The sequence below is a fragment of the Cellulomonas hominis genome, from assembly GCF_005239125.1.
GTDB lineage: Bacteria > Actinomycetota > Actinomycetes > Actinomycetales > Cellulomonadaceae > Cellulomonas > Cellulomonas hominis_A.
The window spans coordinates 18,364-32,869 of record NZ_SZYE01000005.1 but is presented as its reverse complement, the minus strand read 5'-3'; the positions used below and the strand labels follow the sequence as shown (position 1 = coordinate 32,869).

15 protein-coding genes are annotated in these 14,506 nt (G+C 76.5%); 10 read left to right on the top strand and 5 right to left on the bottom strand.

The window, feature by feature from the left end; translation table 11 throughout:
* Positions 1-31: 31 nt before the first annotated feature.
* Both FA014_RS01675 and FA014_RS01670 read right to left on the bottom strand, forming a co-directional pair.
* On the bottom strand, positions 32-766 hold the full coding sequence (locus FA014_RS01675) for an alpha/beta fold hydrolase (protein ID WP_154727974.1): 735 nt from the start codon (positions 764-766) through the stop codon (positions 32-34).
* 147 nt (positions 767-913) lie between these two features.
* Positions 914-1,183, bottom strand: a complete 270-nt coding sequence (locus FA014_RS01670; RefSeq protein ID WP_154727973.1) for an acylphosphatase — start codon at positions 1,181-1,183, stop codon at positions 914-916.
* Between the two features lie 53 nt (positions 1,184-1,236).
* On the opposite strand from FA014_RS01670, the gene FA014_RS01665 reads away from it, so the two are divergent.
* On the top strand, positions 1,237-1,671 hold the full coding sequence (locus FA014_RS01665; protein WP_154727972.1) for a DoxX family protein: 435 nt from the start codon (positions 1,237-1,239) through the stop codon (positions 1,669-1,671).
* A gap of 70 nt (positions 1,672-1,741) precedes the next feature.
* Here FA014_RS01665 and FA014_RS01660 read toward each other — a convergent pair whose 3' ends face one another.
* Positions 1,742-3,136, bottom strand: a complete 1,395-nt coding sequence (locus tag FA014_RS01660) for an FAD-binding oxidoreductase (protein WP_230322783.1) — start codon at positions 3,134-3,136, stop codon at positions 1,742-1,744.
* A gap of 138 nt (positions 3,137-3,274) precedes the next feature.
* Here FA014_RS01660 and FA014_RS01655 point away from each other — a divergent pair, with 138 nt between their 5' ends.
* Positions 3,275-4,429, top strand: a complete 1,155-nt coding sequence (locus FA014_RS01655; protein WP_154727971.1) for a helix-turn-helix transcriptional regulator — start codon at positions 3,275-3,277, stop codon at positions 4,427-4,429.
* 4 nt (positions 4,430-4,433) lie between these two features.
* Here the strand turns inward: FA014_RS01655 and FA014_RS01650 are convergent, their stop codons facing one another.
* Positions 4,434-4,862 (bottom strand): hypothetical protein, encoded by a 429-nt coding sequence (locus FA014_RS01650; protein WP_154727970.1) that lies wholly within the window; start codon positions 4,860-4,862, stop codon positions 4,434-4,436.
* A 56-nt stretch (positions 4,863-4,918) separates the two neighbouring features.
* Positions 4,919-6,064, bottom strand: coding sequence for a GNAT family N-acetyltransferase (locus FA014_RS01645; protein ID WP_154727969.1), 1,146 nt, complete (start codon positions 6,062-6,064; stop codon positions 4,919-4,921).
* Between the two features lie 377 nt (positions 6,065-6,441).
* On the opposite strand from FA014_RS01645, the gene FA014_RS01640 reads away from it, so the two are divergent.
* The 8 genes from FA014_RS01640 to FA014_RS01605 all read left to right on the top strand — a co-directional run bounded on the left by FA014_RS01640 (position 6,442) and on the right by FA014_RS01605 (position 14,491).
* Positions 6,442-7,839, top strand: a complete 1,398-nt coding sequence (locus tag FA014_RS01640; protein ID WP_230322782.1) for a transcriptional regulator — start codon at positions 6,442-6,444, stop codon at positions 7,837-7,839.
* A 74-nt stretch (positions 7,840-7,913) separates the two neighbouring features.
* Positions 7,914-8,219, top strand: a complete 306-nt coding sequence (locus FA014_RS01635) for an ArsR/SmtB family transcription factor (RefSeq protein ID WP_154727968.1) — start codon at positions 7,914-7,916, stop codon at positions 8,217-8,219.
* Positions 8,220-8,221: 2 nt separating this feature from the next.
* Positions 8,222-8,431, top strand: a complete 210-nt coding sequence (locus tag FA014_RS01630) for a hypothetical protein (RefSeq protein ID WP_154727967.1) — start codon at positions 8,222-8,224, stop codon at positions 8,429-8,431.
* A 140-nt stretch (positions 8,432-8,571) separates the two neighbouring features.
* Entirely contained in the window at positions 8,572-10,095 is a 1,524-nt protein-coding gene (exaC, locus tag FA014_RS01625; RefSeq protein ID WP_154727966.1) for an acetaldehyde dehydrogenase ExaC, read from the top strand.
* A 53-nt stretch (positions 10,096-10,148) separates the two neighbouring features.
* Complete coding sequence (locus FA014_RS01620) at positions 10,149-10,535, top strand: DUF779 domain-containing protein (RefSeq protein ID WP_154727965.1); 387 nt, start codon at positions 10,149-10,151, stop codon at positions 10,533-10,535.
* Between the two features lie 149 nt (positions 10,536-10,684).
* Positions 10,685-12,286 (top strand): flotillin family protein, encoded by a 1,602-nt coding sequence (locus FA014_RS01615; RefSeq protein WP_154727964.1) that lies wholly within the window; start codon positions 10,685-10,687, stop codon positions 12,284-12,286.
* Between the two features lie 39 nt (positions 12,287-12,325).
* The gene (locus tag FA014_RS21045) at positions 12,326-12,481 is read left to right on the top strand and encodes a DivIVA domain-containing protein (RefSeq protein WP_154727992.1); all 156 of its coding nucleotides are present in this window, start codon (positions 12,326-12,328) and stop codon (positions 12,479-12,481) included.
* A 138-nt stretch (positions 12,482-12,619) separates the two neighbouring features.
* Entirely contained in the window at positions 12,620-14,491 is a 1,872-nt protein-coding gene (locus FA014_RS01605) for an Ig-like domain-containing protein (protein ID WP_154727963.1), read from the top strand.
* Positions 14,492-14,506 lie beyond the last annotated feature (15 nt).

The window sequence follows — 14,506 nt, the reverse complement described above, 5'->3', positions numbered from 1 at the left end:
ACATGTCATCCATGCAGGCGGGCGGGGTGGCTCAGGTCGGGACGGCCATGGCCTCCTCGGCGTCGGCCTCTCCCTGCACCGCGGCGACGACGGCCGCGGCCAGGTCGTCCGGGCGGCTGAGCTGGGGCCAGTGCCCGGTCGGCAGCTCGACGACCGTCACGTCCTTGATGCGCGCGAGCTCACGGACGTACGGGTGGTCCTTGGCCACGAGGTCGCGCAGCACCGCCTCCGGCATGGTCGACGTGATGAGCGTGACCGGGACGTCGTACCGGCGCTCGTCGTGCAGGCGCTGCGCGCCGTTGGCCACCAGCGGCGGGACGGAGAGCGCGCGGGCGCGGAAGTCGGCGCGGATCTGGTCCGTCAGCCCCTCCAGCTCCTCCTCCTCGAACACGCCCCAGTCCGGCAGCGGTACGACGCCGTCGACCACCGGCAGCTCGTCGTTGACGGCGCCGCCCTCGCCCAGCGGGCCGCTGTCGACGTAGACCACCTGCTCGACCCGGTCGGGCCGGGCGTCGGCGACCGCGTGCGCCACCGCGCCGCCGCCGCTGTGGCCGACGACCACGAACGGGCCGTCCATGCCGTCGATCATGGCGACGACCGCGGCCGCCTGGTCGGCGAGCGTGATGCTCGCGACCTCGTCCGCCGCACCACCGGCGCCGAGCGGCGTCACGGGGTGCGGGGTGTGCCCGGCGGCCTCCAGGGCCGCGGAGACCGGCGCCCAGGAGGACGCGTCGAGCCAGAAACCCGGGATCAGGACGACGTTCATGCTCCGACCGTAGACGTGACCCCCGACACACGCGCGCGCCGAGACCGGTGCTTCCCGCCGAAACCGGTGCTTCTCGCCGAGATCGGTGCTCACGAGCGCCGATCTCGGGTGGAACGGCCGATCTCGGCGTCCGGAGCGGGCGCGGGGTCAGCTCGCGATCGTGAAGTCCGAGCCGCCCTCCGGGTCGGCGTCGCGCTCCTCGACCCGCTCCACGTCGGCGAACCGCGGGCCGCTGCGGGCCCACGCGACCAGCGCCGCCACCGCCTCCTCCGGGCCCTCGGCGAGCGCCTCGACGGTGCCGTCGGCGCGGTTGCGCACCCAGCCGACGACGCCGAGCCGCCGGGCCTCCGCGGCCATCGACGCCCGGTAGCCGACCCCCTGCACCTGTCCGTGCACCACGACGCGACGTGCGGTCATCGCCCCAGTCTGGCCCGGGTGCCCGCGCCGGCGCACCCGGCGAGGATGTCCGGGTGACCCGCCGCCTCCCGACCGCCACGCCGCGGCCCGCCGCCCCGTCCGCCGTCCGCCCCCTCGGCCGGGGCGCCCGGGTCGTCGCCGCGGCGTTCCTCGTCTCGGGCGTGGTCCACCTCGTCCGCCCCCGGGTGTTCGAGCCGGCCGTGCCCCGCGTCCTCCCCCGGCCGCGGGGCCTCGTGCTCGCCTCGGGCGTGGCGGAGCTCGCGTGCGCCGCCGGCCTGGCGGTCCCGGCGACCCGCCGGGTCGCGGGTCCCGCGAGCGCCGCGCTGCTCGCCGCGGTCTTCCCGGCGAACGTGCAGATGGCGGTCGACGGCGTCGGCGGCCTGGCGCGCCACCGGTCGCGCGACCGGGCGGTCCGCGCCGCCGTGACGCTCGCGCGGCTGCCGCTGCAGTGGCCGCTCATCCGGTGGGCGTGGTCCGCGGGGCGGTGACGGGCACGGAGGCCCTGGCGCGCGGTCCGGTCCACCCCCCTGCCGGGGACCGGCCCGCACGCCGTGCGCGTCAGGCGTCGACCGGGCGGTTGCCCCGGAAGGTCCCTGCGGGGTCGACCGCGGCCTTGACGGCCCGCAACCGGTCGATCGTCGCGGCCGGGTAGGCCCGCCGGATCGACTCGTCGCGGTCGAGGAACGTGAGCGGCGCCGTGCCGGTGCTCCAGGGCGCGAACGTCGTGAACAGCTGGTCGAGCGCCGCCGACACCAGCGGGGCGAGGTCCGGGCTCGGCACGATCGTCAGGCCGGTGAGCAGGTAGGGCTCGTCCGCGGTGCCGGCGGCGGCGGGCACCCGCTCCCGGGCGAGCGCCCCGCCGACGTGCCGCAGCTGCACCTGGAGCAGCGGGGTGCCGCTGCCGGCGCCGGCGACGCGGAGCAGCTCGTCCACCGCGTCGTCGTCGAAGCCGTGCAACCGGGTCCCCGCGAGGACGGCCGGGACCGGGTCGACCGGCTCCTCGGCGAGCAGCCCGACCTCCCCCGGCGCGACGCTCCGGAGCGTGTCGCGCAGCACCGGCCCGGCGGCCCGCAGCGGGGCGAGCAGCCGCTCGGCGGACTCCGGGTCGCCCAGGTAGGTGGCGGTGACGACGGCGAGCGACAGCCCGCGCATCTCCGCCGGGACGAACGGGGCGTCCGGCAGGTGCATGAGCGTGAACCACGCGGTCAGCTCCTCCGGCGCGGCGCGCGTGACGTCCAGGAACGCCCGGAGCACGGACCCCGCGGCCTCGGCCGGGTAGCCGAGCAGGCCGCCGTAGATCCGCGGTGCCGGGTGCAGGTCGAGCTCGAGCGCGGTGACGAGCGCGAACTCCCCGCCGCCCCCGCGCAGCGCCCAGAGCAGGTCCGCGTCCGCGGCGTCGTCCGGCCGCACCCAGCGCAGCTCCCCGGCGGCGTCGACGACCTCGGCCGCCCGGATCGACCCGGCGCCCGCGCCGTACGCCCGGCTGAACCAGGACAGCCCGCCGCACAGGCTGTACCCGACGACGGTCACGTCGGGGTTCGAGCCGACCAGCCCGGTCAGGCCCGTGCCGTCCAGCGCGGTCTGCAGGTCGCCCCACTTCACCCCCGCGCCCACCCGGGCGACGTGGGCGTCGGCGTCCACCCAGATGTCGTCGAGCGCCGCGGTCCGCACCAGGACGGTGCCGTCGAGCGCGGCGCTGGCACCGTGCCCGTTGGGCTGGGCGCTGACGGTGACCCCGTTCCGCGCGGCCCACCGCACCGTCGCCGCCACGTCGGCGGCGTCCGCGGCGATGACCAGGGCGAGCGGCTGCTGGTCGACCAGCCGGTTCCACGGCAGGCGAGCGACGTCCCACTCGGGGTCGCCGGGGCCGAGCACGGCGCCGGCGACCGCGGTGCGGAGCTCGTCGAGCAGGGTGGTGCCGAGCGGCTCGCGCGCCGCGATCTCCATGACCATGCGCACGAGCGTCGCGGCACCGGCGGCACCCGCGGTATCCCAGGAACCTGGGTGGTCGCAGGGCGGTCCTCCCACGCCGGCGCGCCACCGCACAAATAGACCTTTCCGGGCGAACCGGACAGGAGCACCATCGGGAGCATGACGACGCTCCGGACGGAGCCCGTGCAGCGCGGGCTCGACTCCCTGGCCCGGTCGGGGCTGGAGTGGCACGCGTTCGTGGAGGGGGCGGTCGAGCTGCTCGCGGCCGCGGTCCCCTACGACGCCGCGTGCATCGGCCCCGTGGACCCGGACACCGGCCTGCTCACAGGGTCGGTGAAGCGGAACCTGGGCGACGAGATGGACACCGAGTTCCTGCGCCACGAGTACGTGACCGACGAGGTCAACCTGTTCTCGGCGCTCGCCCGACGGGAGCGCCCGGTCGGCATCCTCGCCGACGACACGGGGGGTGACCCCGCGCGGAGCAGCAGGCACCGCGACGTGTTCGTGCCGCACTGGGCACTCGACCACGAGATGCGGGCGGCCGCGCTGGTCGACGGCACCCCGTGGGCCGCGGTCGCCCTGTACCGCAGCGGGGCGACCGGCGGGTTCAGCCCCGCGGAGGCCGAGTTCCTGGGCCGGGTGTCCCGGACGATCGCGCTCGGGGTGCGGGCCGGCCTGGTCACGGCGGTCGCGTCGCGGCCGGAGGGCGCGCCGGACGCGGCACCGCGGGCGGGGCACGGGACCGCGGGCGTGTCGGGGCCGGCGGTGCTGGTCGTCGAGGCGGACGACTCGGTCAGCCGGCTCAGCCCCGCGGCGGAGGCGCGGATCGCCGAGCTCGGCGGGTGCGGGTGGGGCGCGCTGCCCAACGCCGTCGCCGCCATCACCGCCGCCGCGCGCGCCCTGGGCAGCGGACGGCGCGGCACCGTGCCCCGCCTGCGGGTGCGCACCCCGGCGGGCGAGTGGCTGGTCGTGCACGCGGCGCCGCTCACCGGGCCGGCGGGCGGACCGCCGCAGGTCGTCGTCACGATCGAGCAGGCCCGGCCGCCGGAGATCGTGCCGCTGGTCGTCGCCGCCTTCGGGCTGACCGGCCGGGAGCAGGACGTCGTCGCGGCCGTGCTGCAGGGCGAGAGCACCCAGGAGATCGGCCGGTCCCTGCACCTGTCGCCGTGGACGGTGCAGGACCACCTGAAGGCGGTGTTCGAGAAGGCCGGCGTCGGGAGCCGGCGGGAGCTGGTGGCGCGGGTGTTCTTCGACCACTACGCGCCGCGGCTCGGCGACAGCATCGCGCCGGCCGGCTTCTTCGCGGGGGCGTGAGCCGTCAGGACCCGTCGCGGCGCAGCGGCACGCCCAGGACGGTCGCCTGCGGCTCCGGCAGCGTGTCCAGGCCGTCGGGCACCGGCGGCACCCCGCCCTCGGGCTCCGGGCCGACCCACACGTGCCAGAGCCCGTCGTGCCGTGCGACCGTGGCCGGCGCCACGACGTGCGTCCGGCGGCCGGCCCGGTCCACCTGGGCGCGCAGCCCCGCGGCGTGCGCGGCGGGCACGAAGCCGACGACCCGGTTCCGGCACACCACGACGACCGCGTCGTCCCGGCCGGCCTCCAGCACGACGTCGACGGGCACGGGCCGGTCGGCGGCGCGCTCGACGCCGGTCAGCACCTGCGTCAGGGCGACCTGCAGCGCGCGGGCCTCGGCGGCGTGGAAGCCGGACGGGACCTCGGCGGCCACGACGGGGCGGCGGAGTCTCACGACCCCAGCGTCCCACGCGGGCTCCCGCGCCGCGGCGGGCGCGCGGGCCGTGCCCGTCAGTCCGGGACCAGGCCCAGGCGGCGCGCCGACGGCACCGCGCGGAGCACGGCGGCGGCCACGGGCCCGCCGGTGGCCACGAGCAGGTCGACGTGCGTGCGGGTCGACGGGAAGATCCGGGCGCCGGTGGCGTACCGGGAGTCGAACGCCGGGTCGAAGAACGGGGCGTCCGTCGTCGCGAGCAGGTACGTCATGCTCGCCACCCGGCCGACCGACCCGGGGCTGTACCGCCGGTGCGCCTCGGCGTACGCGTCGAGGAAGCCGAACCAGGCCGTGCCCGACCGCAGCGCGTAGCCGGTCCACAGCGTCGCCCCGCCCGCGGCGAGCCGGACCACCCGCAGGTCCTTGTCCCGCCGGAACCCGCCGACCACGGCGCGGAACCACCGCTCGGCCACCGGGTCCAGCGCGAGCGCGGCGCCGCCCCGACCGGCGTCGCCCTTCCAGCCCGCGGCCTGCAGCGCGATGAAGTCGTCGTCGGCGCCCGGTCGGTCGGTGACGTCGTGCAGCTCCAGCGGCCCGCCCGCCTCGCGCGCCAGCCCGCGGACGCCGCGGCGCATGTTCCGGCGCTCGTCGGTGGCCATGTGGTCCCACGCGAGCGGTGGGTCGACGACGGGCCCCGGCCCCTCGGGCACCTCCGGCACCGCCACGGCCACCCGCGGCGCGAAGGCGGCCACCTCGCGCCGGCGCTCCAGCACCGCCATCCCGTCGGCCGACGTCACCGCGGCGAGGGCACGCTCGACCGGACCGTCCAGCGGCACGTGCTGCAGCTGCAGGAGCCCGGGGAGACCCGCCGACCGCGCGCCCCGCAGCAGCGCGCCGATCGCCTCGACCTCGCGTCCCGCCCGCAGCAGCGGGTGGTGCCGGTCGGCGTGCCACGTCATGAACGGCCCGCCCGTGGTCGCAGCACGCAGCGGCAGCCGCGGCGCGAAGGGCTTCGTGGTCACCGCGAGCGCCGCCAGCCACTCGGGGCCGTCCTCCACCACCAGGAGCCGGAGCCCGTCCGCCGCGCGGCCGCGGTCGCGCGCCGGGATCAGGAAGCGCGGGTCGAGGTAGACGTTCGGCTCGGCGGCGTGGTCGGCCAGCCGGTGCCAGGTCTCCCCCTCCGCGTCGGTCACGTCGGCGAGCGCGAGCAGCCTGGTCCGCACGGTGTCCTCCCCCTGGCATGCCGGGTCCCGGCGTGTCCGAGCGTGAGCGTACGGAGCGCTTTGTCCGGTTTTGGGTGCATTTCCGGGTGAACCGATTGGCGACCGCTCGGCTGGGATCTCCGCCAGCGGCAGCGCCCCGGCCGCCCCGCGGGCGACACCCCTGCTCAGCAGGTCCGGAACACCCACCCCGCGGCTCGCGCGCCCGGCGCGGACGGCAAGCGCGTTCCCCCGAACGGTCGACACCCGGTCGGACCAGCCGCCGCCCGTCCCGGGACCGCGCGACCGGCCGCGCACCGGCCGGGGACGCCCGGCACCCTGGCGCCCCGGGTCCGGGCGCGCGACACTGACCCGCGACGACGACGTCGAGGGGGTGGGCCGTGCCGGGCGAGGAACCTGACCTGCTCCGTCCTGACGCGCGCTCCCTCGCGCGCGGCCGCGCCCTGCACGCGGCCCACGAACGGTTCCTCAGCACCGGGGCGGTCGCGGGCGTCCGCGACCTCGTCGCCGACTCCTGGCGGCGCAGCCTGCGCAGCGGCGTCGACCCCGAGCGGCCCGCCCCGCCCGTCGCGCTGACCGACGCCGACCTGCGCGCCTACCGGTCCGAGCACCCGCTGCGGCACGCGTTGCCCGTCGTGCGCGGGCTGCTGCTCGACGCCGCGCTCACCGAGGGGTTCCTCGTCGCGCTCACCGACGCGGACGGCCGGCTGCTGTGGGTGGCGGGCGACGCGCGCGTGCGGCGGGCCGTCGAGGGCGTCGGGTTCGTGGAGGGCGCCGGGTGGGACGAGGCGCACGCCGGGACGAACGCGCCGGGCACGGCGCTGGCGACGGGCCACGACGTCCAGGTGCTCGGCGCGGAGCACTTCACGCGGTCCGTCCAGCCGTGGAGCTGCACCGCCGCGGTGCTGCGGGACCCCGCCGGTCAGGCGCTGGGGGCGCTGGACGTCACCGGGCGGGACGCGGCGGCGTCGGCGCTCATGCTGTCGCTCGTGCGGGCGACGGCCGCGGCGGTCGAGGCGGACCTGCGGGCACGGGTGCTGGCGCGCGGCCCGGGACCGGCGGGCGGGGCCGGGTGGCCGACGGCGGTCGGTGGCGGGTGGCCGGCCACCCCCGGGGCGTCGGGCGACGCCCCGGCCCTCGCCGGGTCGGACGGCGGCGACGCACCCCCCGCCGCCCGGCTCGAGGTGCTCCGGCCCGGCTCCGGGATCCTGCACGCCCCCGGCGCCCCGGCGCGCACCCTGTCGCTGCGGCACGCGGAGCTGCTGCTCCTGCTCGCCGAGCACCCGCGCGGCCTGCACGCCGACGAGCTCGCCGTGCTGCTGCACCCCGACGCGATGTCGGACGTCGCCGTGCGTGCCGAGGTGTCCCGGCTCCGGCGCGCCGCCGGGCCGCTGGTCGACCGGTCGCGGCCGTACCGGCTCGCCGGTCCGCTCGGCACCGACGTCGCGGGCGTACGGGAGGCGCTGGCCGCGGGCGACGTGCGGGCCGCCCTGGACCGGTACTCCGGGCCGGTGCTGCCGCGGTCGCGCGCGCCGGGCGTCGAGCAGGTGCGGGACGCCCTGGCGTCGGACACCCGGGCCGCCGTGCTGCACGCCACCGACCCGGTCGTCCTGGAGCGCTGGCTCGACCGCGAGGAGGGCGCCGAGGACTGGCAGGCGTGGGAGCGCCTCGTCGCCCTGACGCCGCCCGGCTCCGCGGCGCACGCCCGCGCGGCCGGGCGCCTGGACCTGCTGGTGCGCCGCCTGGGCGCCGGCCCCGCGCGGCACCCCTGGCGCTGACCCCGGCGCAGCAGCGTTCCTGGACGCGCCCGCGGTTCCACGTGTAACTTTCTCCTGACACGTGGAGGTCGGTCGTGACGGTGGACGAGCTGGTGCAGGCGCTGGGCGCCCTCGCGAGCCCGCAGCGCCTGCGGGTGCTCGCGGAGCTCGGGCAGCAGAGCGTGCACGTCAGCGAGCTCGCCCGCCGGCTGGGCATGTCGCGCCCGCTGCTCTACGGCCACCTCACCAAGCTGGAGCAGGCCGGCCTGGTCGTCAGCCACCACAGCGTCTCGCCGGACGGCAAGGCGCTGCGGCACTACGAGGTCGTCCCGTTCGACCTGCGCGTCACCCCCGCGATCGTCGCCGCGGCGTTCGCCGAGACCCCTGAGGAAAGGCCCTGAGCATGGAGAGCATCCCCTGGTTCGCGTGGATCGTGCTGGGCGCGATCGTGTTCGGCAGCCTGGCCTCGGTCGTCGACGGCGTGCTGAAGAACCGCCGCAAGATCGCCCAGATCAACGCCGGGCCCTCGCGACACGACGTCCTGGTGCGTCTCGAGGCGATCGAGCACCGGCTGGAGCGCATCGAGCGGGCGCTGACCGAGGTCCCGAACTGATCGCCGCGCGCCCGGCCTGCGGTGCAACGCACCTGCAACCGTCGCCGACCTAGCGTCCGGGGCACGCGCCGCAACGAGGCGGCGCGCCCGGCCGCCACCGGCACCCCCGGACGGCCGGTCAGCCTGCACGGAGGGCGCACATGACCGTCTACGCAGCGCCGGGGCAGCCCGGCAGCCCCGCCACCTACCGCGAGCGCTACGACCACTGGATCGGCGGCGAGTTCGTCGCCCCCGCGTCCGGCCGCTACTTCGAGAACCCGTCGCCGGTGACGGGGCGCACGTTCACCGAGGTCGCGCGCGGCGACGCCGCCGACATCGACCGCGCGCTCGACGCCGCGCACGGCGCCGCGCGGTCCTGGGGGAAGACGTCCGCGACGGACCGGGCCGTCATCCTCAACAAGATCGCCGACCGCATCGAGGCCAACCTCGAGATGCTGGCCGTCGCCGAGACGTGGGAGAACGGCAAGCCCGTCCGCGAGACGCTGGCCGCCGACCTGCCGCTCGCCGTGGACCACTTCCGGTACTTCGCCGGGGCGGTGCGTGCGCAGGAGGGCTCGATCTCGGAGATCGACGCCGACACGATCGCGTACCACTTCCACGAGCCGCTGGGCGTCGTCGGGCAGATCATCCCGTGGAACTTCCCGCTGCTCATGGCGACCTGGAAGCTCGCCCCGGCGCTCGCCGCGGGGAACGCCGTCGTGATGAAGCCCGCCGAGCAGACGCCCGCGTCGATCCTGCTGCTGATGGAGCTGATCGCCGACCTGCTGCCGCCGGGCGTCGTGAACGTGGTCAACGGGTTCGGCGTCGAGGCCGGCAAGCCGCTCGCGTCCAGCCCGCGCATCCGGAAGATCGCGTTCACCGGCGAGACCACGACCGGGCGGCTGATCATGCAGTACGCCAGCCAGAACATCATCCCGGTCACGCTGGAGCTCGGCGGCAAGAGCCCGAACATCTTCTTCGAGGACGTCGCCCGCGCCAAGGACGACTACTACGACAAGGCGCTCGAGGGCTTCACGATGTTCGCCCTCAACCAGGGCGAGGTGTGCACCTGCCCGTCGCGCGCGCTGATCCAGGAGTCGATCTACGACGACTTCCTCGGCGACGCCATCGCGCGCACCGAGGCGGTCAAGCAGGGCAACCCGCTCGACACCGAGACGATGATCGGCGCCCAGGCGTCCAACGACCAGCTCGAGAAGATCCTGTCCTACATCGACATCGGCAAGGCCGAGGGCGCCAAGGTGCTGACGGGCGGGACGCGTGCAGAGCTGGACGGCGACCTGGCCGGCGGGTACTACGTGACGCCGACGATCTTCGAGGGCAAGAACTCCATGCGGATCTTCCAGGAGGAGATCTTCGGCCCGGTCGTCGCCGTGACGTCGTTCTCCGACTACTCGGACGCGATCCACACCGCCAACGACACCCTGTACGGGCTGGGCGCCGGCGTGTGGTCCCGGGAGTCGGCGATCGCCTACCGCGCGGGCCGCGACATCGAGGCCGGGCGGGTGTGGACGAACTGCTACCACGCGTACCCCGCGGCGGCGGCGTTCGGCGGGTACAAGGGATCCGGCGTCGGCCGGGAGAACCACAAGATGATGCTCGACCACTACCAGCAGACCAAGAACCTGCTGGTGTCCTACTCGGGCCAGAAGCTCGGGTTCTTCTGACCGGCACCCCGTGGGGCCCCGCACCGCCGGGGTCCCACGGGCAGGGAGGCACGATGAGCAGGGTCGACCACACCCCGGCCGCCGCCGACATGCTGCGCCGGCTGCGCGAGCAGCACGGGGAGCTGATGTTCCACCAGTCCGGGGGGTGCTGCGACGGGTCGTCGCCCATGTGCTACCCGGCGGGCGAGTTCCTCACGGGCGACGCCGACGTGCACCTCGGGGACCTCGACGTCGACGAGGGCTTCGCCGTGCCGGTGTGGATGAGCCGGAGCCAGTTCGCCTACTGGCGGCACACCCACCTCACGATCGACGTCGTGCCCGGCCGCGGCGCCGGGTTCAGCCTGGAGGCCCCCGAGGGCGTCCGCTTCCTCATCCGCAGCCGCCTGCTCACGGAGGCCGAGTGGGCCACCGACCCGACGCTCCGGGTGGGCCCGGCCTGAGGCGCCGGGTCACGAGGTCGGTGGTTCCGCGCGACACGCCGCGTCGACACACCGCGTCGCGGTGCGGAACCCCCGACCTCGGGAAACGGAGGGGTGACGGGTCCGGAAACGCCTGACCGTCGGCTGGGAGTCCGCCTAGAGTCGTCGGCATGGAGCTCGCCGGAACTGCCCTGATCGTCGTCCTGGCGGTCGTCGTCGTGATCGCGGTGGCGATCGTCGGCGCGATCTACGCCAAGGTCCGGTTCAAGATCGCGACGCCCGACGAGGCGCTGATCATCACCGGCCGCAAGAGCGGGAAGCCGGTCATCAACCCCGAGACGGGCGACGAGACCACCGACCTCTCCGGCCAGCGGGTCGTCATCGGCGGCGGCACGTTCGTCAAGCCGATCTTCGAGCAGGTCGTCCGGCTGTCGCTGGCGTCGCAGAGCTTCCCGGTCGCCGCCGAGGACGCCACCACCAAGTCCGGCGTCGGCGTGACGCTGCGGTCGATCGCGGTCGTCAAGGTCGGCGGCACCGAGCGCATGGTGCGCGCCGCCGCGCAGCGGTTCGCGGGCCGCAGCCAGGAGCAGGTCATCGAGCAGCAGACCTCCGAGGTCCTCGTCGGCGTGCTGCGCACGATCGCCGGCACGCTGACCGTCGAGTCGATCCTCTACGAGCGCCAGGACTTCTCGAAGGAGGTCAAGGACATCGCGGTGCCGATGCTCGCCGAGCGCGGCCTGGTCCTGGAGAACTTCGAGATCCAGACGGTCGAGGACACCGGCGAGTACATCCGCAACCTCGGCCGCCCGCGCGCCGCTGCCGTCGCCCGCGACGCCGAGATCGCCGAGGCCCAGGCCCAGCAGGAGAGCACCGAGCGGTCCAACGAGGCCGCCGTGCAGATCGCCGAGTCGAACAAGGCGCTGGCGCTGCGCAACGCCCAGATCGCCCAGGAGACCGCGACCGCGCAGGCCGACGCCGCCGCCGCGCAGGAGCGCGCGCAGGCCGAGGCCCAGCAGGAGGTCCTGGTCCAGCAGGAGCAGGTCGCGCTGCGCCGTGCCGCGCTGCGCGAGCAGGAGCTGCAGACCGAGGTGCGCAAGCCGGCCGAGGCCCGCAAGTACGAGGCCGCGCAGGAGGCCGACGCCCGCAAGTACGCCGCCGAGCAGGAGGCGGAGTCGTCCAAGACCGCGGCCATCCGCAAGGCCGAGGCCGAGGCCCAGCGCACGACCGCCCAGGCGGAGGCCGAGGCGTCCGCCGCCCGCGCCCGCGCCGAGGCCGCGCTGATCGAGCAGCAGCGCCGCGCCGAGGGCGCGCTCGCGCTCGCCAAGGCCGAGGCCGACGGCATCCAGGCGCGCGGTGAGGCCGAGGCGGCCGCCGAGCGCGCCCAGGGCGAGGCCCGCGCCGCCGCGATCAAGGCGGAGTCCGACGCCTACCAGGCGTTCCCGGAGTCCGCGCGCCTGCAGATGGTGCTCGAGGCGCTGCCGAAGCTCGCCCAGCCGTACGCCGACGCGCTCGGCGCGATCGACGGCATCACGATCATCGACAAGGACGGCGCCTCGCGGCTGCCCGGGCAGGTGTCCACCGGCGTGCAGGAGCTGGCGACCATGCTCAAGGCGCAGACCGGCATCGACCTGCTCGACCTGGTCCGCGGGCTGGGTGGCGGCTCGGCGTCGACCGCGCCGCACACCGTGCCGGCGCAGAGCCACGCGGCCGTCGCACCGGTGCACGCCCCGGCCGACCGGCCCGCGGCCGACGCCGACGGCGCCTCGGACTGAGGGCCACGGGATGTCCTCGCTGACGCGGCGGCTCGGCGGCTGACGCGGCCGCTCGGCGGCTCCGCGCCCGCGCCGCACGGCGCCGACCTGACCACCGAGCAGGTCACCGAGCGGGTCCGCACGCAGGGCTACGACCCGGACGCGGTCGACGACCTGCTCGACCGGGTGGTCGTCACGCTCCGCGCCCGCGGCTGACGCACGGGGCGCCTGGGTGCTGGCACCCAGGCGTCCCCGCTCGTCCCTCAGGCACGGCCCCGCCGCGCCGATCGGTCGGACGCGCCGGTCGACGGCGCCGTCGCTCCCCCGGGCGACGCCCCGACCTGGAGCCTCCCTGTGGCAGTCCTCTTCCGGCGGCCCGTGCCCGTCGAGCCGCCCGCCCCGTCCACGACCCACCGCCCGCGCGGCACCCGCCGCGCGCCGGCGGTGCTCGCGCTGGTGACGCTGCTCGCCGGTGCCGGTGCCGGTGCCGCCTCCGCGGCCCCGTTCGACCCGGCGTCGGAGATCGTCGTGCCGCAGACCGTGACCGTCGGCGAGCCCGCGCCCTTCCTGGTGACCTGCCCCGACCCGTCCGCGACGGCGATCGAGTACCTGACGTCCCAGAACACCTCCCCGCGCGTGCGGGTCGAGAACGGCGTGGCCGTCGACGGCGGCGTGCAGTTCCGCGCCGACGTCGTCTTCCCCGACGCCCGGTCGGCCTGGTTCCAGGTCGCGTGCGTCTACGGCGAGTTCCCCGCCGGCAGCTGGCCGGTCGTCGAGGTCGAGGTGCAGGGGCACGCCACGACGACCGACCTGCGGATCACCGGCCCGGCGCAGGGCGGCCGCGTCTCCGGCGACGTGACCGTGACCAGCGCCGGCGGGATCCCGCAGGGGCAGGCCCAGCTCCTCGTGGGCGGCTCGCCCGTGCGGACGGTCGAGCTCGTGGACGGCACCGCGCCCTTCGAGCTGGACGGCCTCAGCGGGTCGTCCGCCACGATCGAGGCCCGGTACCTGCCCGCCGGCAGCACCTACCGGACGTCGACGTCGACCGCGGCCGTCGTCCCGCTCGTGGTGCGGCCGACCGTGACGCTCACCGCGCCCGCCTCGGTCTACACCTCGGTGCCGTTCACGCTCTCGGCCCGGGTCACCGGCCCCGACGGCGGCGCGGTCCCGACCGGCACGGTCGACTTCCTGTACTCGGAGGGTGCGCCCCTGGGCAGCGCCGCTCTCGTCGACGGCGTGGCCACCACGTCCGTGGTCGCCCCGGCGGCGGGCGTGCTCGACGACGTGGTCGCGGTCTACCGCGGCGACGCGACCTACGGGGACGCGGGGTCGAGCCGGGCCGACGTGCTGGTCGAGCCGATCCCGGTCCCGGTGGTCACCGTCTCGGCTCCCACGACGGCCGGCACGTCGGGCCTCACGGCCACCGTGCAGGTCGCCGCCCCGACGGCCGGCCTGCCGGTCCCCGGCGGTGGCGTGCAGCTGATCATCTACGTGCCCGGCACCGGGCCGGTCTCGGTCACGAACGGCACGCTCGCGGACGGCGCCGTGACGGTCTCGACCGGCACGCTCCCCGTGGGCACCTACCGCCTGCTCGCGCACTACTCCGGCGGCGGCAGTGCGCCGTACGCCCAGACCGACTCCGCCGAGCAGGACCTGGTGGTCGCGGTCGCGCCGACGCCCGAGCCCGCCCCGGAGCCCGGGCCCGGCCCGTCGCCCGAGCCGGGCCCGGCCCCGGTCACCCCGACGCCCGTCACCCCGACGCCGGTCACCCCGGCCCCGGTCACCCCGGCTCCTGTCGAGCCCGCGCCGCTCTCGCCCGCCCCGCTCACCGGCTCCGACGCGACCCCGCAGATCACCTCGTCGAAGACGCTCATGCGGGCCGGCGCCGAGGTGACTCTCGTCGCGCGCGGCTTCGTGCCCGGCGAGCGGGTGACGTTCGTGCTGCACTCGGACCCGGTGGTCCTGGGCACCGCCGTGGCGGACGCCGACGGCGTCGCGGCGCTGACCGTCGCCCTGCCCGCCGGCGTCCCGGCCGGCGCGCACACGGTGGTCGCCACCGGCGCCGACTCGGGCCGTGCCGCCGACGTCGGCGTGACGCTGACCGGCCCGGCGGACGAGCTCGCCGTGACCGGCACCGACCCGGTCGCGCTCGGCGGGCTCGTGGCGGCACTGCTCGTCACCGGCGGCGCGCTCGTCGCGGCCGTGCGGCGGCGGCGCAGCGCCTGACCGCCGGCAGGACCA